At 62.8% G+C, this 17,072-nt stretch carries 18 protein-coding genes and 1 pseudogene; 3 read left to right on the top strand and 16 right to left on the bottom strand.

The window, feature by feature from the left end; translation table 11 throughout:
• Positions 1-41: 41 nt before the first annotated feature.
• On the bottom strand, positions 42-506 hold the full coding sequence (gene soxR, locus DT068_RS20780; protein WP_119391802.1) for a redox-sensitive transcriptional activator SoxR: 465 nt from the start codon (positions 504-506) through the stop codon (positions 42-44).
• Positions 507-593: 87 nt separating this feature from the next.
• Between soxR and DT068_RS20775 the strand changes: the two genes are divergently transcribed.
• The gene (locus DT068_RS20775; protein ID WP_119391801.1) at positions 594-1,001 is read left to right on the top strand and encodes a EutQ-related cupin domain-containing protein; all 408 of its coding nucleotides are present in this window, start codon (positions 594-596) and stop codon (positions 999-1,001) included.
• A gap of 1 nt (position 1,002) precedes the next feature.
• Here DT068_RS20775 and DT068_RS20770 read toward each other — a convergent pair whose 3' ends face one another.
• From DT068_RS20770 to DT068_RS20715, 12 genes are all read right to left on the bottom strand, one after another.
• Positions 1,003-1,692, bottom strand: a complete 690-nt coding sequence (locus tag DT068_RS20770) for an ABC transporter ATP-binding protein (RefSeq protein ID WP_119391800.1) — start codon at positions 1,690-1,692, stop codon at positions 1,003-1,005.
• Entirely contained in the window at positions 1,689-2,999 is a 1,311-nt protein-coding gene (locus tag DT068_RS20765) for a lipoprotein-releasing ABC transporter permease subunit (protein ID WP_368904884.1), read from the bottom strand. Before DT068_RS20765 ends, DT068_RS20770 begins: the two co-directional genes overlap by 4 nt.
• Positions 2,999-4,321 carry a proline--tRNA ligase gene (gene proS / locus DT068_RS20760; protein ID WP_119391799.1) on the bottom strand — a complete coding sequence of 441 codons (1,323 nt, stop codon included), beginning with the start codon at positions 4,319-4,321 and terminating at the stop codon, positions 2,999-3,001. The genes DT068_RS20765 and proS overlap by 1 nt, the downstream gene beginning before the upstream one ends.
• A 368-nt stretch (positions 4,322-4,689) precedes the next feature.
• The gene (locus tag DT068_RS20755) at positions 4,690-4,941 is read right to left on the bottom strand and encodes a DUF1467 family protein (protein ID WP_119391798.1); all 252 of its coding nucleotides are present in this window, start codon (positions 4,939-4,941) and stop codon (positions 4,690-4,692) included.
• Positions 4,938-5,342 carry a methylmalonyl-CoA epimerase gene (mce, locus tag DT068_RS20750; RefSeq protein ID WP_119391797.1) on the bottom strand — a complete coding sequence of 135 codons (405 nt, stop codon included), beginning with the start codon at positions 5,340-5,342 and terminating at the stop codon, positions 4,938-4,940. Before mce ends, DT068_RS20755 begins: the two co-directional genes overlap by 4 nt.
• Before the next feature lie 78 nt (positions 5,343-5,420).
• On the bottom strand, positions 5,421-6,143 hold the full coding sequence (gene recO, locus DT068_RS20745; protein ID WP_119391796.1) for a DNA repair protein RecO: 723 nt from the start codon (positions 6,141-6,143) through the stop codon (positions 5,421-5,423).
• Between the two features lie 58 nt (positions 6,144-6,201).
• Positions 6,202-7,098, bottom strand: a complete 897-nt coding sequence (era, locus tag DT068_RS20740) for a GTPase Era (RefSeq protein WP_119391795.1) — start codon at positions 7,096-7,098, stop codon at positions 6,202-6,204.
• Positions 7,095-7,802 (bottom strand): ribonuclease III, encoded by a 708-nt coding sequence (gene rnc / locus DT068_RS20735; protein ID WP_368904880.1) that lies wholly within the window; start codon positions 7,800-7,802, stop codon positions 7,095-7,097. The genes era and rnc overlap by 4 nt, the downstream gene beginning before the upstream one ends.
• Positions 7,803-7,806: 4 nt before the next feature.
• Positions 7,807-8,637, bottom strand: coding sequence for a signal peptidase I (lepB, locus tag DT068_RS20730; protein WP_119391894.1), 831 nt, complete (start codon positions 8,635-8,637; stop codon positions 7,807-7,809).
• Between the two features lie 101 nt (positions 8,638-8,738).
• Positions 8,739-9,143 carry a holo-ACP synthase gene (gene acpS / locus DT068_RS20725; RefSeq protein WP_119391794.1) on the bottom strand — a complete coding sequence of 135 codons (405 nt, stop codon included), beginning with the start codon at positions 9,141-9,143 and terminating at the stop codon, positions 8,739-8,741.
• Positions 9,140-9,721, bottom strand: coding sequence for an orotate phosphoribosyltransferase (gene pyrE, locus DT068_RS20720; RefSeq protein ID WP_119391793.1), 582 nt, complete (start codon positions 9,719-9,721; stop codon positions 9,140-9,142). Before pyrE ends, acpS begins: the two co-directional genes overlap by 4 nt.
• Positions 9,722-9,819: 98 nt before the next feature.
• Positions 9,820-11,949: a RelA/SpoT family protein gene (locus DT068_RS20715; protein WP_368904877.1), complete on the bottom strand. Its 2,130-nt coding sequence runs from the start codon at positions 11,947-11,949 to the stop codon at positions 9,820-9,822.
• A gap of 222 nt (positions 11,950-12,171) precedes the next feature.
• On the opposite strand from DT068_RS20715, the gene DT068_RS20710 reads away from it, so the two are divergent.
• A complete protein-coding gene (locus tag DT068_RS20710) occupies positions 12,172-13,026 on the top strand; it encodes a 5'-nucleotidase, lipoprotein e(P4) family (protein ID WP_119391791.1) in 855 nt (284 codons plus the stop codon).
• 116 nt (positions 13,027-13,142) lie between these two features.
• Here the strand turns inward: DT068_RS20710 and rpoZ are convergent, their stop codons facing one another.
• Complete coding sequence (gene rpoZ / locus DT068_RS20705; RefSeq protein ID WP_119391790.1) at positions 13,143-13,553, bottom strand: DNA-directed RNA polymerase subunit omega; 411 nt, start codon at positions 13,551-13,553, stop codon at positions 13,143-13,145.
• 209 nt (positions 13,554-13,762) lie between these two features.
• Between rpoZ and DT068_RS28410 the strand changes: the two are divergent.
• A pseudogene (locus tag DT068_RS28410) lies at positions 13,763-13,996 on the top strand (glutamine synthetase); the annotation flags it as partial.
• Positions 13,997-14,088: 92 nt separating this feature from the next.
• Here DT068_RS28410 and DT068_RS20695 read toward each other — a convergent pair.
• Both DT068_RS20695 and DT068_RS20690 read right to left on the bottom strand, forming a co-directional pair.
• The gene (locus tag DT068_RS20695) at positions 14,089-15,456 is read right to left on the bottom strand and encodes a Xaa-Pro aminopeptidase (protein WP_368904874.1); all 1,368 of its coding nucleotides are present in this window, start codon (positions 15,454-15,456) and stop codon (positions 14,089-14,091) included.
• The gene (locus DT068_RS20690) at positions 15,453-17,069 is read right to left on the bottom strand and encodes a CRTAC1 family protein (RefSeq protein ID WP_119391788.1); all 1,617 of its coding nucleotides are present in this window, start codon (positions 17,067-17,069) and stop codon (positions 15,453-15,455) included. The genes DT068_RS20695 and DT068_RS20690 overlap by 4 nt, the downstream gene beginning before the upstream one ends.
• Positions 17,070-17,072: the final 3 nt, after the last annotated feature.

Genomic DNA, 17,072 nt, shown 5'->3' with positions numbered 1-17,072 from the left:
TGAAAGCGACATGGGCGGCAGTCTCATCCACAAGCCGAAGCTCACGCCCCTCGCCGTGACCTTGCCCGCTCCATGCCGACCCAGAAGAGCGGCCCGGGGCCCAGCTGGCCTGCCCGGTCGGCCGGATTCACCAGCCGGCAGCGGTCGAGCGACAGGCAGCCACAACCGATGCACTCGGCAAGACCCGCTTTCAGGCGCTCGAGCTCGGCGATCCGCTCATCGATGCGCTTCGTCCACGGCCCGGACAGGCGCGCCCAGTCACGGCCCTTCGGCACGTGGTCGGCCGGCAGCTTGTCGAGCTCGGCTCGAATCTCATCGAGCGACATGCCGAGCCGCTGGGCGAAGACGATGAAGGCCAGCTTCCGCAGGATGGCGCGCGGAAATCGCCGGTGACCGGATCCCGCCCGCTCGGAGGCGATGAGGCCGCGCTCCTCATAATAGCGCAGCGCCGAGGCGGCGACGCCGCTGCGGCGGGAAATCTGGTTGATCGTCAGCAGGTTGTCCATACGCCTTGATACCGATTTTGCCTCTTGACCTCAAGTTGACTTGAACTTGTAGGAAAGCGGCCGAAACCAGCAAGGCACGAGGACCCTATGTTCGACGCGCATAATATCCGGAAATACACCAGCGCCGGCGCACGCGACTGGATGGAGTGGTCAGGCATCTCGCTCTGCGATGTCGTCAATGAGGACGAGGCTCCGGAGGCGAAGCTCGGCGCGGTCGGCTTCCTCAGAGCACCCAAGGGATCGACCAGCAGCTTCGAATTCCCCTATGACGAGGTGCTGGTGGTCACCATGGGCACCTGCATCATCCGCAGCAAGGACAAGCTCATCACCGCCATGCAAGGCGATGTGCTCTATCTGCCGGCGCGCATATCCGGCACGTTCGAGGCGGTGGAAGCGGTCGAGCTCGTCTATGTGGCGTCATCGCCCTATGGCGAAGCCAACCGCGAGATCAAGGCCTCGCTGCTGGCCACGGCCCGCTATCGGCTCGAGGCCTGATCTATTCCGGCAGTAGCTTGCCGTTTTCGAGCCGCACCAGGCGGGTCATGCGGCGCGCCAGCTCGATATTGTGGGTGGCGACCAATGCCCCCACCCCCTCCTCCGCTATGACGCGCAGGAATTCGGCGTGGACCTGATCCGAGGTCTTCGGATCGAGATTGCCGGTCGGCTCGTCGGCCAACAGCAGCAGCGGCCGGTTGGCCAGGGCGCGCGAGATGGCAACGCGCTGCTGCTCGCCGCCTGATAATTCAGCGGGACGGTGTTCGAGACGGGCCGCCAGGCCGAAGCGCTCGAGCAGCTCGCGGGCGCGGCGCTGGGCCGAAGCCTTGTTGGCGCCGGCGATGAGCTGGGGCATCATGACATTCTCGAGGGCGGAGAATTCCGGCAGCAGATGATGGAACTGATAGACGAAGCCGATGCCGATGCGGCGCACGCGGGTGCGCGAAGTGTCGTCGAGCGCGGTGCAGTTCTGCCCGGCGACGAAGACTTCGCCTGAAGTCGGCGCCTCGAGCAGGCCGGCGATATGAAGAAGCGACGACTTGCCCGATCCCGATTGTCCGACCAGCGCCACGATCTCGCCCGGCTCGACCGTGATGCTGGCATCGAGGAACACGTCGAGCCGACGCGCGCCTTCGGAAAAGGAGCGCGCCACATGGCGCAGTTCGAGGGCCGGCTTGAGCGTGTCCGTCATTCGTAGCGCAGAGCCTCGACGGGATCGAGGCGGGCGGCACGCCAGGAGGGATAGAGAGTGGCCGCAAAGGTCAGGACCAGCGACATGAGGACGATGCCTGCCGTCTGCATCGGCTCCATCTTGGCGGGCAGCTGCGACAGATAGTAGAGCTCCGGCGAAAAAACCTCCGTTCCGGACACCCAGGTGATGAAGCGGCGAATGTTCTCGACATTGAGACAAATGATGAGGCCCAGCACGAAACCAGCCACAGTGCCGACTACGCCAATGATCGCCCCGGTCATGAAGAAAATCCGCTGCACGCTACCACTCGTAGCGCCCATGGTGCGCAGGATGGCGATATCATGCCCCTTGTCCTTCACCAGCATGTAGAGGCCCGAGATGATGTTGAGGGCCGCCACCAGGATGATCATGGCCAGAACGAGAAACATGACATTGCGCTCCACCGCCAGTGCGCTGAAGAACGCGGTGTTGCGCTGCTGCCAGGTCTGTATCCCGAGACCGGGACCCGCTGCATCGAGCAGTGCCGGTTTCATCTCCTCAATCGCATCGGGGTTGTCGACAGTTACTTCAATCGCAGAAGCGGCATTGTCGACGACAAAGTAATCCTGCGCCTCGGCTAGCGGCATGTAGATGACGCTCTCATCATATTCGGACATGCCGATCTTGAAGATCGCCACGACCGGATAGTCACGGATGCGCGGCGCTGTTCCCATGACCGTCTCAGGCCCGCTTGGCGAAATGATGGTCAGTGTACTGCCCAGGCCCAAGCCATGTCGCGAAGCCAGCCCCACCCCCACGGCAACACCACCCGAAGCCTCGAAGCCGTCAAGAGTGGGCTTCGGATCAGGCGTGCCGACATCCTTGACCGCAGTGATGAGCTTGTCGTTATTGATGCTGGGCAGCTTCTTGAGATCAGCCTCATGCACGCCGCGCACCAGCGCTCCGGTATTGTTGCGCACTGAGGAAGCCATGGCCTGGCCTTCGACAAAGGGCATTGCGTGGACGACACCTGGGACTTTGGCAATACGGGCTGAAATATTTTCAAAGTCGGTGATCGGCGTATAATCACTCGAATAGAAAGTCGCGTGGCCGCTGAAGCCCAGAATCTTGTCGAGCAGCTCGGCGCGGAAGCCGTTCAGCACCGCCATCACGACGATGAGAGTGGCCACGCCCAGCGTGATGCCCAGAAACGAGATCAGCGATATGACCGAGACGAAGCCTTCACGCCGGCGGGTCAGCAGATAGCGCAATGCCAGCATCCGCTCGAAGGGAGCGAAAGGCCTGGTGTCCGGCAGCGCCTTGTCCATCAGTTGGAGAACCTGCCGATGATGTCGGCCAGCGGCACATTGCTGCGCTCGCCCGTCTTGCGATTCTTCACCTCGGCAATGCCGTCCTTCAGGCCGCGCGGCCCGATGATGACCTGCCAGGGCAGGCCGATCAGGTCCATGACCTTGAACTTGCCGCCCGGACGCTCATCGGTGTCGTCATAAAGCACCTCGACGCCCTTGGCGGCGAGGCCCCGATAGATCTTCTCGCAGGCCTGGTCGGTCTCGGCATCGCCGGCCTTCAGGTTGATGAGGCCGAGCTTGAAGGGCGCCACCGGCTCCGGCCAGATGATGCCGTTCTCATCGTGGCTCGCCTCGATGATGCCGCCCACCAGGCGCGACACGCCAATTCCGTAAGATCCCGACTGCACCGGCACCTGCTTCCCATCCGGTCCCTGGACCAGACATCCCAGGGGCTCAGAATATTTGGTGCCGAAGAAGAAAATATGGCCGACTTCGATACCCCTTCCGGTCAGGCGGCGGGCTTCCGGCACGCGCTGCTCGAATTCGGCCTTGTCGTGCTTTTCGTCGGTCGCCGCATATTTGCTGGTGAAGTCATCGACGAGCTTCGCCACTTTGCCGACATCGTCATAGTCGATATCGAAATTGCTCCAGTCCATGTCGTAGAAATCGCGGTCGAAGAACACCTCGCTCTCGCCCGTATCGGCGAGGATGAGGAATTCGTGGCTGTCCTTGCCGCCGATGGGGCCGGTCTCGGCGCGCATCGGCACCGCCTTCAGCCCCATGCGCGCGAAGGTGCGCAAATAGGCGACGAACATCTTGTTATAGGAATGCTGGCCGGCCTCGCGATCGAGGTCGAAGGAATAGGCATCCTTCATCAGGAATTCGCGGCCGCGCATGACGCCGAAGCGGGGGCGCACCTCGTCGCGGAACTTCCACTGGATATGATAGAGATTGCGCGGCAGGTCCTTGTAGCTCTGCACCGAGCGGAAGATGTCGGTGATCATCTCCTCATTGGTGGGCCCATAGAGCATGTCGCGGTCATGGCGATCGCGGATGCGCAGCATCTCCGGCCCATAGGCGTTATAGCGGCCGGATTTCTTCCAAAGGTCGGCGGACTGGATGGTGGGCATCAGGACCTCGATGGCGCCGGCGCGGTCCTGCTCCTCGCGCACGATCTGCTCAATCTTCTTGAGAACCCGGAAGCCCATCGGCAACCAGGAGTAGCTGCCCGCCGCCTCCTGGCGGATCATGCCGGAGCGCAGCATGAGCCGGTGGGACGCGATCTCGGCCTCCTTGGGGTCGTCGCGCAGAATGGGCATGAAATACTGGGAAATACGCATGGAGAATCCTGGTGGGAGGGAAATTGCCGGACCTTTTGGAGCGAATCCGCCCGGAACTCAAGCCTGTACGGCATTTTCCGGTATGCCAGTCAGGTATTGCCTGCCCGGTTTGGCGTCAAATGCTGCCCGAAATTTTCGCCACTGTTCCGTCACATTTCACGTGACAGGACGATGAAAAATAGTCTAGCGTCGCGTTCCAATAACGACAAGGATGAGGGTCACAAGCCCAAGTCTGGGGAGGAGTCTTCCGGCGCGCCGACAAGGGCAGCAGCCGCCACGGGACGAAGTCCCGGAGTGCAGTTGAAGACAACACACTCAACAAAAAGCAAGGCGAAAGCCTTGCTTTTTTTCATTGGGGCCTACCCGCCTTACTTCGGGTCGACAATCCAGGGCCAGAAGTACTGGATCGAATAATAGATGATCGCGAAGACGATCGCCGCGACCACGGTCGTGATCAGCGCCTTCTTTCCCATTTGATGCTTCACCGGCGCACCCGGCTCATTGCCCTCGAGCGTCGTTTCGCCTGCTTCATGGGCATTCTTCACGCCGAGCGGCAGGATGGCGAACAGGACTATCCACCAGACGACGAAATAGATCGCTATTGCGGTGCCGATCTTCATGCCTGCTCGAGCTCCACCAGCGTGCCGGAGAAATCCTTGGGGTGAAGGAAGAGAACCGGCTTGCCATGCGCGCCGATCCTGGGCTCCCCGTCGCCCAGGATGCGGGCGCCTTCGGCCTTCAACCGGTCGCGCGCGGCGATGATGTCGGCGACCTCATAGCAGACATGATGGATGCCGCCGGACGGGTTCTTGTCGAGAAAGCCCTTGATCGGCGAGGCATCCCCCAAGGGCTCGAGCAACTCGATCTTGGTGTTGGGCAATTCGACGAAAACCACCGTCACCCCATGAGCGGGCTCGGCCTGGGGCCGGGAAACTTTCGCCCCCAGCACATCGCGATAGGTCCTGATCCCCTGTTCGAGGCTGGGGACGGCGATGGCGACATGGTTCAAGCGGCCAAGCATGGGTGCTCCTTTCGGCGCGGCGCAATCTATGGAAGCCTCGCAACGCGATCAATGCGGCCTTTGCGCCGCATTCGCGCCTTACCGCGTGGCGAGATGGCTCACGATCCAGTGTCGGGATTCGGGCGCCGGCACGCCGCGGGGACCGAAGACATGCCGGTCGAGGAAGAAGCCGGTAAGCTTGAGTCCGTCAATGACGTCCGAAGGTCCCGGCGCTCCAGCCTGAATGCCCTTGAGGAATTGCGGCAGGACGAGCAGCCGGTCGTGATAGGCCCGCCCCGCGTCGCGACTCACTGCCCTCCCCGTCCTGGGCGACACATAGGCAAGATCCTCGCTCGTGCCGGTGGCGGCGCAGCGCGCCAGATCGAGCCCGAACCCCAATTCATCAAGGAGCCCCAGCTCCCAGCGCACCAGCAAAGGCGGCCAGGTATCGGCATCGGGCAGCGCATCGAGGATAACCCGCATCGCCTCATAGATGCGCGGATGCGGCTCGCGCTCCGGCAGCAACTGGGCTTCCGCCGTCAGCGTGGTCAAGGCGGCCAGCCGCATCGCCTCGCCGATCAGGAGCCCGGCCTTGAGCTCCATGGGCTCGATGGCGAAATTCCCCAGATGCTCCTCGAGCCGCGCCCGCCATGTGGCAAGGACGATATTGCCCGGCTGCAGCACCGGGCGCATCTGGCGCGAGCGGCCGCCGCGCACGAGGCCCAGCGAGCGTCCGCGCGTTGCCGTCAGAATCTCGGCGATGGCGCTCGATTCGCCATGGCGCTTGACGGCGAGGATTATGCCTTCGTCTTTCCATTCCATTTTCAGAGACGCGCCAATTTTTCTCCACACCTCGCCGGGGTGACGATATATAGGGCTTTCAATCCAGCAGGCCCATCGCGCGCAAACGCTCGGGGTCCTTGGCCCAGTTCTCGCGCACCTTGACGAACAGGAACAGGTGCACGCGTCGCTCGAATACCTTCTCGAGCTCGATCCGCGCCGCCTGGCCCAACGCCTTGATGGTCTGGCCGCCTTTGCCCAGCACGATCTTGCGCTGGCTCTCGCGCTCGACATAGATCACCTGATCGATGCGCACCGAACCGTCCTTGCGCTCCTCCCACTTCTCCGTCTCGACGGTCGAGGCATAGGGCAATTCCTCATGCAGGCGCTCATAGAGCTTCTCGCGCGTCGTCTCGGCGGCGAGGAACCGGAGCGGCACATCGGCGATCTGGTCCTCGGCATAGAGCCAGGGCCCATCCGGCATCAGAGCGGCGACCTTGTCGCGCAAACGCTCGACGCCGCTGCCGTTGAGCGCGCTGATCATGAAGGTCTCGCGGAAGGCGAAGGCTTCGTTGAACCTGCCGGACAGGTCGAGAAGCTGCTCAGGCTTCACCAGATCGATCTTGTTGAGGGCGAGGAAGGCCTGGATGCCGTTCTTCTTCAGCCCTTCGATGATCGCCAGGACCTCGTCGTTCAGGCCCCGGCGGACATCCGCCAGCAGGACGACGGCATCCGCCTCGCCGGCCCCGGCCCAGGCGCCCTCGACCATCGCCTCGTCGAGCCGGCGCTTCGGCTTGAAGATGCCGGGCGTGTCGACGAAGATGATCTGGCTTACGCCGGCGATGACAATGGCGCGCAGGCGCGATCGGGTCGTCTGCACCTTGTGCGATACGATCGAGATCTTGGCCCCGGCCAGCGCGTTGACCAGGGTCGACTTGCCGGCATTGGGGGCGCCGATGATGGCGCAGAAGCCGCAACGGGTTTGCTGTTCTGTCACTTTCTGATCTTTTCCCGGCGCAGGAAGGCTTCCGCCGCGAGTTGTTCGCCGATGCGCTTCGACTGGGCGCTGGCAATCGCCTCGGTGAAGCCGTCGACCATGACGGCGATGGTGAAATGGGGTGAATGATCGGGGCCGTCGCGCGAAACGACGCGATAGGCAGGTATGGGCTTTGCCTGGCCGAGCGCCCACTCCTGCAGGAAGCTTTTGGCGTCCTTGATCAGCTTGGTGCGGTTGGAGAGGCGCTTCTCCCACAGGCGCATGATGAGCCCGCGTGCCGGCTCGAGCCCGCCATCGAGATACACGGCGCCGAGGATCGATTCCATGACGTCGCCCAGGATGAGCTTCTGGCTGGCCATGCCTTGCGCCTTCTCCTTGAGGCCGACCCTTATGTGATCGGCGATACCGAGATCGCGCGCCGCCTCGGCGCAGGCTTCGGCGCGCACCAGGAGGCTGAAATTCTGGGCCAGCGGCCCCTCCGCCTTGCGCGGATTGCGGACATAGAGCTCTTCCGCGATGACGAGACCCAGGACCCGGTCGCCGAGGAATTCGAGGCGCTGATAGGTGGTGGAGAGCTTGCCCTTGCGGCTCGAGCCATGGGTGAGCGCCGCCTTGAGCAGGTCACGATTGGTAAAGGTGTAGCCGAGGAGCGCCGCTATCGCCTTGAATTCCTGGTCGGAGAAGCGCGTCCGGTCGGTAGTCACGGCCTCAATTCACGAGATTGAAGAAACGCAGCCAGCGTATCGAGGTGGGCCATTTCCAGATCTGCCAGAAGGCGGCATCGGGCTCGATCGAGAAGAAGATGATGTCGGCGCGCCCGACGAAGTTCTCATAAGGCACGAAGCCTACGCCACCGCCCGGCGCGTTCTGGCCAAACCGGCTGTCGAGTGAGTTGTCGCGGTTGTCGCCCATCATGAAATAGTGATCGGGCGGCACGACATACTCCTCGGTGTTGTCGGCGGCGCCATTGGGCGTGAAATCGAGAACGTTGTAGGTCACGCCGTTCGGCAGGGTCTCGACATATTGCGGGATCGGACGGCCACCCCCCTCGCCCTTCACGTCGACGAAATCGGCGATGCGCTGCTTGGGGACCGCCACACCATTGATGAAGAGGACGCCTTCGCGCATCTGGACGTGATCGCCGGGCAGGCCGATCACCCGTTTGATGTAGTCCGTCTCATTGTCGCGCGGCAGCTTGAACACCGCCACATCGCCGCGCTTGGGCTCGGCCGGGAAGACGAAGCGGCCATCGATCGGTATAGGACCGAATTTGAACAGCTCGGTGCCGAAGAGGTTCAAGCCGAAATTGAAGGAGTATTTGCTGTAGCCATAGGACAATTTGGAGACGAACAGATAGTCGCCCACCTTGAGGGTGGGATACATCGACCCGGACGGAATGTTGAACGGCTGATAGAGGAACATCCGGACGGCGAAGGCGATCAGCAGGGCCTGGATGATGACCTTGATCGTATCCCAGAAGCCATCCTCGGACTTTTTCCGGGGCTCGCGCGCCGCCGCCGCCATATCATGATCTCTCATATGTTTCACAGTATTCATGCCAATTCCGGGCAGGCCCCGTTTTCCAGCCTATAATACGCATATAGGCCTGATTCAACGTAGGAATGATTACATCCTGGCGGTCAGCTTTCCAAAGGCAGGGCCTCGATGATCACAAAGGCCTGGGCATAGGGGAAATCGTCCGTTATGGTCAAATGAATGTGAGGCCGGTGTCCTTTGGGAACAAGCGCCTCCAGCCGCTCGGCCGCCCCGCCGGTCAGGACCATTGTCGGCTTGCCGGAAGGCTCGTTCACCACCCCCAGGTCACGCCAGAAGACGCCCCGGCTGAAGCCGGTGCCCAGCGCCTTGGAGCAGGCTTCCTTGGCGGCATATCGCTTGGCATAGGAGGCCGCGCGGGCGGCGCGGCGATCCGACTTGCGGCGCTCGATCTCGGTAAAAACCCGGCGGGTGAAGCGTTCGCCATAGCGCTCCAGCGTCTTCTCGACCCGCCTTATGTCGATCACATCATTGCCGAGGCCAATGATCATTTGAGGCCACGGCTCCCGGGCTTCACTGCCGGCAAAGCCGCCAGATCAGGCGGCAGCTGATCGGCCGGGTAGGCGGGAATATCCATGCCGGCGAGGCTCGCCAGTGGCACGCCGAGATCGGCCTTGCCGTTGGAGCGGTCGATCAGGCAGGCAGCACCCACCGTTCTCCCCCCCTCCGCATCGATGCCGGCAATGCATTCGCGCGACGACAGCCCCGTGGTCACGATATCCTCGACCATAAGAACACGGGCGCCCTTGGCGATCGAAAAGCCCCTGCGCAAGGTGAACTTGCCTTCGACACGCTCGAAGAAGATCGAGTCGACTCCCAACTGCCGCGCCACCTCATAGCCGACGATGACGCCGCCCATGGCGGGCGATGCGACGAGGTCGATGCCGCCGATCAGCGAGCGCACCTTGGCGGCCAGAGCCGCGCACAGGCGCTCGGCGCGTTTGGGATCCATCAATACGCGGGCGCATTGCAGGTAGCGCGCGCTGCGCAGGCCCGATGAGAGAATGAAATGCCCCTCCAGCAAGGCGCCCGCCGCCCTGAATTCCGCCAGAACCTCGTCTTTGGTCATCTCGTGCCCCGCATCCGAAGTTCGCAACCACTTGCAGCACCTTCCGAGCGAACTTCAGATTCGTAAGGGCACTTTCTGAACCACCACACCAGCCAGTCCTATCCTTCGGCGCGGTCGACCGAGCTCACCAGGGGTTTCAATTCGAGATCGCGCATGATTTGATTGAGATGCTTGAGATCGTGCACTTCGATCAGAACGTCAAGATCAAAGAAATCCCGCGCCCCTTCCTGTGTGACCATCTGCAACTCGTCGATATTGGCGCCCGAATCGCCGATCACCTGGGTCACTTGTGCCAGAGCGCCGATCTCGTTGTGAACCTTGACGAGGATGCGGGCGGGAAAGCGCTGCCCTTCGGTCGTCGTGTCCCAGGTCAGATCGATCCAGCGGGTGGGTTCACTGTCGAAGCCCTCGAGCGCCCGCGCGAAGATCGGATAGATGACAATGCCGCCGCCCGGCATGCGAATGCCGACGATGCGCTCGCCCGGAATTGCGCCTGTCGCCAGCGAGAATTTCATCGCCTGGTCGCGGCCGGCGCCGCGGATCGGAATGCCTGATTCCGCCTCCCCGTGACGGGAGGCGGGCTTGCGGCGCTGCGGCGTCGGCGACTCGACCACCAGCCCCATCGCCTTGAGGATGTCGGCGGCGGCGAGTTCGCCGCGCCCGACGGCCGACAACGCGTCATCCAGATTCTTGTGGCCGGTGCGGGAGATGGCGGATGCGACATCTTCCTTGACGAAGGTCTTGCCCACCTTCTCGAGCAGCCGCTCGACGATCTCCTTGCCGAGGCCGGCATATTGGCGCCGAGTCGCAAGCCTGGTGGCGCGGCGGATGGCGGCGCGCGCCTTGCCGGTGACGGCAAGCCCTTCCCAAGCGGCAGGCGGCACCTGAGCTTCCGAGCGGATGATCTCGACCTCATCGCCATTGTCGAGCTGCGTCACCAACGGGGCGTGGCGGCCATTGATGCGGCAGCCGACGCAGCTGTCGCCGATGCTGGTATGCACCGCATAGGCAAAGTCGATGGGCGTGGCGCCGCGCGGCAGTGCGATGAGCTGGCCCTTGGGGGTGAAGCAGAACACCTGGTCCTGAAACAGCTCGAGCCTCGTATGCTCGAGGAACTCGCGCGGGCTTTCGCCTTCAGACAGCATCTCGACCAGATGCCGCAGCCAGCGATAGGCGTTCGATTCGGCCGACGGCACGCGCACCCCATTGATGGCGTCCTGCGTGCGCTTGACGTCCTTGTAGAGCGCATGGGCGGCGACGCCGCGCTCGGCGATCTCGTTCATCTCGCGGGTGCGGATCTGCATTTCGACGCGGCGATGATGCGGGCCGATGACGGTCGTGTGCAACGACTGATAGTCGTTCTGCTTGGGCGTCGAGATATAGTCCTTGAACCGCCCCGGCACGGCGCGCCAGGTGCGGTGCGCGACACCCAGAGCGCGATAGCATTCGTCGCTCGACGACACGATGACGCGAAAGCCGAAGATATCGGACAGCTGGCCGAGCGACAGGCTTTTGCGCTCCATCTTGCGCCAGATGGAGTACGGGCGTTTCTCGCGTCCCGTTACCTTGGCATCGATGCCATTGGCCTTGAGCTCACCCTTGAGCTCCTTCTCGATCTCGACCAGCAGGCTGCCGCTTTCCTCATGCAGGCGGTCGAGGCGCTTCTTCACTGTGGCGAAAGCATCGGGATTGAGCACCCGGAAGGCGATGTCCTCGAGCTCCTCGCGGACATTCTGCATGCCCATGCGCCCGGCGAGCGGCGCGTAGATGTCCATGGTCTCCTGGGAGATGCGGATCTTCTTGTCGGGCGCCATGTGGCCCAGGGTGCGCATGTTGTGCAGACGGTCGGCGAGCTTGACCAGCAGGACGCGCACATCCTTGGCCATGGCGAGCAGGAGCTTGCGCAGATTTTCCGCCTGGGTCGCTTCCCTGGTGACAAGATCGAGCCGCTTCATCTTGGTCAGGCCGTCGACCAGGGCGGCGATCTCGTGGCCGAACTTCTCCTCGATCTGGCTCTGGGTTGCCTCGGTATCTTCAACCACATCATGAAGAAGGGCGGCGGCGATGGTGGCGCCGTCGAGCTTCATCTCGGCGAGAATCGCCGCCACTTCGAGCGGGTGGTTGAAATAGGCCTCGCCCGAGGCGCGCTTCTGGCCGCCATGCGCCTTCATGGCATAGACATAGGCGCGGTTGAGCAGATCCTCGTCGGCGCCCTTGTCGTAGGACATGACCCGCTCAACCAGCTCGTATTGTCGTATCGGCGCCGCTTTAACCATTCTTCGCTCGCAAATTCCCTCAATAGTAACGGAAAAAAAGCTTAAAGCGAGGGCTCGGCCGATTGTGGAAGGCAGGTCTGCCTCTTTATTTGCGCATCGGATCGCCCGAAAACCGCTTCACACTTTTCGGTCCGATGCTTAGAATTTTCAGGTCTGTGGCTGAGGAGGATCGTGATGAAATATGCAGCAACATTTCTCTTCCTGACGGCGAGCTTGCCGGCAATCGCCGCCGATCTGCCGCCGGATGAGGCCAAGGGGCCTGCCGCCAACGACAATCTCAATGCGGTTCTGTGGGACCAGACCGCGGTCGAAGCCAAGGCGACGATGGTGCAAGCCTATGCGCTGGCCCGCATCCGCTTCGACGAGGCGCTTGCCGACAGGAGCCGAACCGCCGATCCGGCCGTCCAGACCGGCGATTTCGCCAATAAGCCGCCGGCGGTGGTCCTCGATGTCGACGACACTGTGCTCAACACCTCGCAATACCAGGCATGGAATGTAAAAGCCGGAACGTCCTTCAATCCCAAGACCTGGACACCCTATGTGAACGCGAAGATAGACTTCGCCATACCCGGCGCTTCCGATTTCACCCGATATGCGGCGTCCAGGGGCGCCAAGGTCTTCTACGTCACCAACCGGACCAAGGAAGAGGAACCTGCGACCGCCGAACGGCTCAAGGAGCTCGGCTTCGCGATGGGCGACAATGTCGATACCATCCTCACCGCCAAGGAACAGGAGGACTGGGGCTCGGCCAAGAGCACGCGGCGCGCCTTCATCGCCAGAGATTACCGCATCCTGCTGCTGGTCGGCGACAATCTCGGCGACTTCACCGACGCCTATAAGGGCTCAGTCGAGGAACGCCAGAGGGTGTTCGACGACAATGCCCAGCACTGGGGCAAGGACTGGATCGCCATTCCCAACCCGACCTATGGCTCATGGGAATCGGCCGCTTACGGCCATGACTTCAAGACGCCGCCCGAAGAGCAGCGCCAAAAGAAGATCGATGCGATGAAAGCCTGGAGCGGCCCCTAGATCATGTCGAGTTTGGATCTTTACGAACCAAGCTCATGAACGTGATCGGGAGCTGATATTGGCGCGGGATTGGCGCGAAAAGCCGGTACCCACTTTTCGCATCCCGCGCGCCCGCCTCAGTAGCCGTTACGCTGGCTGCCGGGGCTTTCTGCAGGGGGAAGCCCTTCAAGGCCGCGCAGCAATTCCTCTTCGGTCATGCGTTCCATGTCGGCCTGATCGGCTTCCGGCTGGTCGTTGATGACAGACATGTCGCCCGACTGCTGGATGAGCGGGACTTCGCTCTGCTCGGGCTCGTCCACCTCGACATGCTTCTGCATGGCGTGGATATATTCCTCACGCAGATCGTCGGTATTCACCGTCTCGTCGGCGATCTCGCGCAGGGCGACGACGGGATTCTTGTCGTTGTCGCGATCGACGGAGAGCGGAGCGCCTTGCGAAATCATCCGCGCACGATGGGCGGACAAAAGGACCAGCTCAAACCGGTTGGGGAGCTTGTCGATGCAATCTTCTACAGTGACGCGCGCCATGGGGCTCGTTCAATCCTTGATATGGGTCGGGATGGCCGGCCTTTTAGGCGCAACCAGCCCTAAATGCAAGCCCTGCCCGGGAAACCGACCTTGCCGCCGGACCAGCGCCGCTTTGCTTCCTATTGGCCGACGAGTTTGGTTTAATAGTGGCCGGAACCGCTTCCGGCAACTGCAGATCACGCCACTAAGACTTTGATTCAGACGGAGAAATGACGTGCGACGAGATCGTCATGCTGTGCGCCAGCGATTTCGCCGGGCAGATTCGCGGCAAGGGTTTTCCAGCTTCGGACCTCCCCCAAAGGCTGATCAAAGGCATCGGTTGGACCCCGACCAACATCATGATCTCGGGCTTTGGGCCGATCGCGCCCAGCCCCTGGGGTCCGTTCGGCGACCTCGTCATCAAACCCGATGCCGCGACGCGCGTCCGGGTCGATTTCGGGCCCGACCAGGCGGCCGAGCATTCCATGATGGGCGACCTCTGCCATCTCGACGGCACCCCCTGGGGGTTTGCCTGCGTTATTGACCGCAAGCTCTGTCAATTCCGCGCCAGCAGCAGATTGGGCTTGAGCCAGAAGGGCGCCAGGCAGAGCGGCGTCGACGACAAGGGCAAAATCGTCTCCTTGAGGTCGATGCCGAGGGCGTCTCGCACGAAGGCGCGGCGCGCGGCGATGCGCTGCGCCGCCGCCGGGTGCCTCGCGGCAATGTCCGCGCGCAGGGCCTGATCGGCAAAGACCACGGGATCTTCGCAGTTCAGCGCATGACCGGCGCGCATCGGCGCGGGGATGATGTCGACCTGGAATGGCATGCCCGAGCTGATCTCGCCGGCATAGCCAGGCTGGATCGGGCTGTGCAGCCACTCATCGAAGCTTGTGAGATGGCCGGGATTGAGCGACGAGCGCAAGCCGCCGCGCGCCAATGTCTCGGTAACCGCCTCGAAAATCCTGCCTCCGCGCGTCCCGATATCGGCCGTCTCGTACCAAGCCATGAGACCTTCGAAATAAGCGACGGCAATCTTCAGGAAGCCGTCATCGTGATCGCAGAGCAAGCCACCACGCGCCGACAGCCCGCCCCACAGACCGATGGCGCCGACAATGCCGTCGCCGTATCTCAGCATGCGGGCGCTTGGGCTGCGCAAGCCCATGACCGGCGAAGCCGCATCGCCGCTCGCCAGCATCAGATGCACATTGAAGGGCTCGCCTTCGTAGCTCATCCGCGACACGGCCGTGTATTCGCTGTCACCGACCTTCGCCGCCGACAGAATGTGCCAGAGCGCCGCCGAGGCGCGTGACCCCGCCCATTCGTGCAAGGCGATCTGATCGGCATCGGCGATGGCGCGCAGACCTTCGATCGGATGCATGAGGACCGGGGTCGCGTCGCTGACCGCCTCGGCATCCCCGGCGATGGCGCGCAGGACGTCGACGATGAAGGACGGCACGAAGAATGTCGGCAGGGCGCCCGTCCATTCCCCGGGCTCGAGATATTTCCATCCCGCCAGCGCGATGCTGTCGCCGGCCCCGATCCCGGCCTGCTTCAGAACATCCAAAAGACGCGGAGCGCGGCTGCGATCCTGGCCCATGAGGCCGAAGGACTGGGCCAGCACAATTTCGACAGCCGGCAGCTGCGCGAGCCCGGCATAGCCGACACATTCATTGCCGGCGATGATGATGCGGCGCTCGCCGGGACCCAGCACCAGCAAGGCCTCCTCGAAGCGCGGGTCGAAGCCGGTCAGGAACATGATATTGGCGAAGTGCTCGCGATCGCCATAGACGACGAGCCACTTGGCGCCGGCCGTCTTGTAGGCGTTGCGGCAGCGCCGCTCATAGGTCGATGGCGGTATCCGCGGTGGCTCGCCCGGCAGGCCGAAATCCGGAAGGGCGATGCCCCTCAGCCGGCTTGAAGTCACGGCGACCACTGGCGGGCTGGCTTGCCGCGCTCAACTATATAGAACGCGTTGCCGTTGAGCGGCTCCCATTCGCCGATTGCGCCATCCGGCCAGGTGACGCGCATCTCCGCCTGGGCGCCCTCCCCCAGACCGAAATGCCGCCAGCCCAGCTCACCGCTCGCATGGCCGCCCCCGACCGTGATCTCGCGGCGCGTGACGGCATCGCCGCAGCGCACCTCGACCCAGGCGCCTATCGCATCGCGATTTGACCCTTCCTGGCTGAGCCGAACTTCGATCCAGTGACCGGCATCGCTCGTCGTGTTGCGCCACAGCTCGGCCGTCTGCCAGCGGTTGACCACGACCAGATCAACGAGTCCGTCGAGATTCAAATCGACGACCGCGGCGCCACGCGCGACAGCGACACTTGCAATGCCGGCCGCATCGCCCGCTTCCTGGAACTTGCCATCCGGAAGCTGCAGCAGAAGATTATTGGGATCCTTCGCTGCGAAATCCGGCATGGCCGCGACATTGCCCTTGGCAATGAACAGGTCGGCCAGGCCATCATTGTTCACGTCTTCGAATTGCGCGTGCCAGGCGGTGCTCGGCCGCAAGTCGCCGCCGGAATACGGCCGGTGCGCAGTCACGCCTTTGGCAAAGGCGACATCCTTGTAGTCGGGCCTCGCCGGTCCGTCTTGTGGCGGGCTGGTGAGCGTCTGCAACTTGTTGTCGGCCATGCTGGTGAGGAAATAGTCGGGGTAACCGTCGCCGTCTATGTCCTGGCTCGCAATGCCCATGCCCCATATGCGCAGGAGCTTCCAACCGTCGGCATCGGTATAGAGGCTGGGCGGCTTGCCGGGTTCGATCCGCCAAAGCTGCTCCTGCCCGCCCTCGTAATATTCGCGATCATTGGAGACGCGCAGCGCCGGCGTGCCGGACCGGTTCCAGTCGGTGAACAACATCGAAAGCGCGCAGAAGCTTGGCTTCAAGGGGATCGGGTTTGCGAATTTGCGCATGCTCCGGCCGTCCGTCACGAACGGCCGGTGCAGCCAGTTGTCGGTGCAGGAGCCCCAGGGCTCCATCTCCCTGGCGCGGTCGACATAATTGCCGATCGCCAGTGTCGGCCAGCCGGCACCCCTCTCCCAGGTGGCGGCAAAAGCCGCCGACCAGGCATCCCCGCCATCGAAACCCCAGGCTTCATTGGCCCGCTCGAACCGGCAATCGCCGAGTCCACGCATCACCACGTTCTCGCCAACCCGCAGCAGCGCCAGATCGGTGATCCCGTCGCCATCGATATCGACCGGATAGGTGCCGATCACCTTGTCCAGCTCGAGGCCGCTCGGCTGCATCGTGAACCGCAAGGCGCCGCCCCGGGCGCTCGCATTGCGGTAGAACCGGGCGGGTGAAGAGCCGCCGCTCAGCAGCAGGTCGGGAAAACCATCCCCGCTGCAGTCGAAGGCAGCAACACCACCGCCGACCATGTATTCCCATTCGCCCGAATAGACGCTGTCTATCCCCGCGCTCCTTGTCTCATCGATAAAACGCGGCACGACGAGCGAAGGCTCGGCAAGGCAAGCTTGGGCGAGGCCGGCAAATCCCCAGACGAAGGCCGTGATTCCCGGCAATAGCCAATGCATGCC

Origin of the sequence: Taklimakanibacter lacteus (genome assembly GCA_003576695.1) — a bacterium.
GTDB classification, from domain to species: Bacteria; Pseudomonadota; Alphaproteobacteria; order Rhizobiales; family Aestuariivirgaceae; genus Taklimakanibacter; species Taklimakanibacter lacteus.
The sequence above is the reverse complement of the archived record's forward strand: the minus strand, read 5'-3'. Positions and strand labels throughout refer to the sequence as shown.

Coding starts and splice junctions, on each gene's coding strand:
- DT068_RS20710 (WP_119391791.1), top strand. CDS start 12,172: ATGAAATATGCAGCAACATTTCTCTTCCTGACGGCGAGCTTGCCGGCA.
- DT068_RS20770 (WP_119391800.1), bottom strand. CDS start 1,692: ATGACGGACACGCTCAAGCCGGCCCTCGAACTGCGCCATGTGGCGCGC.
- mce (WP_119391797.1), bottom strand. CDS start 5,342: ATGCTTGGCCGCTTGAACCATGTCGCCATCGCCGTCCCCAGCCTCGAA.
- DT068_RS20775 (WP_119391801.1), top strand. CDS start 594: ATGTTCGACGCGCATAATATCCGGAAATACACCAGCGCCGGCGCACGC.
- soxR (WP_119391802.1), bottom strand. CDS start 506: ATGGACAACCTGCTGACGATCAACCAGATTTCCCGCCGCAGCGGCGTC.
- DT068_RS20755 (WP_119391798.1), bottom strand. CDS start 4,941: ATGAAGATCGGCACCGCAATAGCGATCTATTTCGTCGTCTGGTGGATA.
- pyrE (WP_119391793.1), bottom strand. CDS start 9,721: ATGACCAAAGACGAGGTTCTGGCGGAATTCAGGGCGGCGGGCGCCTTG.
- DT068_RS20690 (WP_119391788.1), bottom strand. CDS start 17,069: ATGCATTGGCTATTGCCGGGAATCACGGCCTTCGTCTGGGGATTTGCC.
- proS (WP_119391799.1), bottom strand. CDS start 4,321: ATGCGTATTTCCCAGTATTTCATGCCCATTCTGCGCGACGACCCCAAG.
- rpoZ (WP_119391790.1), bottom strand. CDS start 13,553: ATGGCGCGCGTCACTGTAGAAGATTGCATCGACAAGCTCCCCAACCGG.
- DT068_RS20715 (WP_368904877.1), bottom strand. CDS start 11,949: ATGTCCTACGACAAGGGCGCCGACGAGGATCTGCTCAACCGCGCCTAT.
- DT068_RS20765 (WP_368904884.1), bottom strand. CDS start 2,999: ATGGACAAGGCGCTGCCGGACACCAGGCCTTTCGCTCCCTTCGAGCGG.
- lepB (WP_119391894.1), bottom strand. CDS start 8,637: ATGAGAGATCATGATATGGCGGCGGCGGCGCGCGAGCCCCGGAAAAAG.
- recO (WP_119391796.1), bottom strand. CDS start 6,143: ATGGAATGGAAAGACGAAGGCATAATCCTCGCCGTCAAGCGCCATGGC.
- acpS (WP_119391794.1), bottom strand. CDS start 9,143: ATGATCATTGGCCTCGGCAATGATGTGATCGACATAAGGCGGGTCGAG.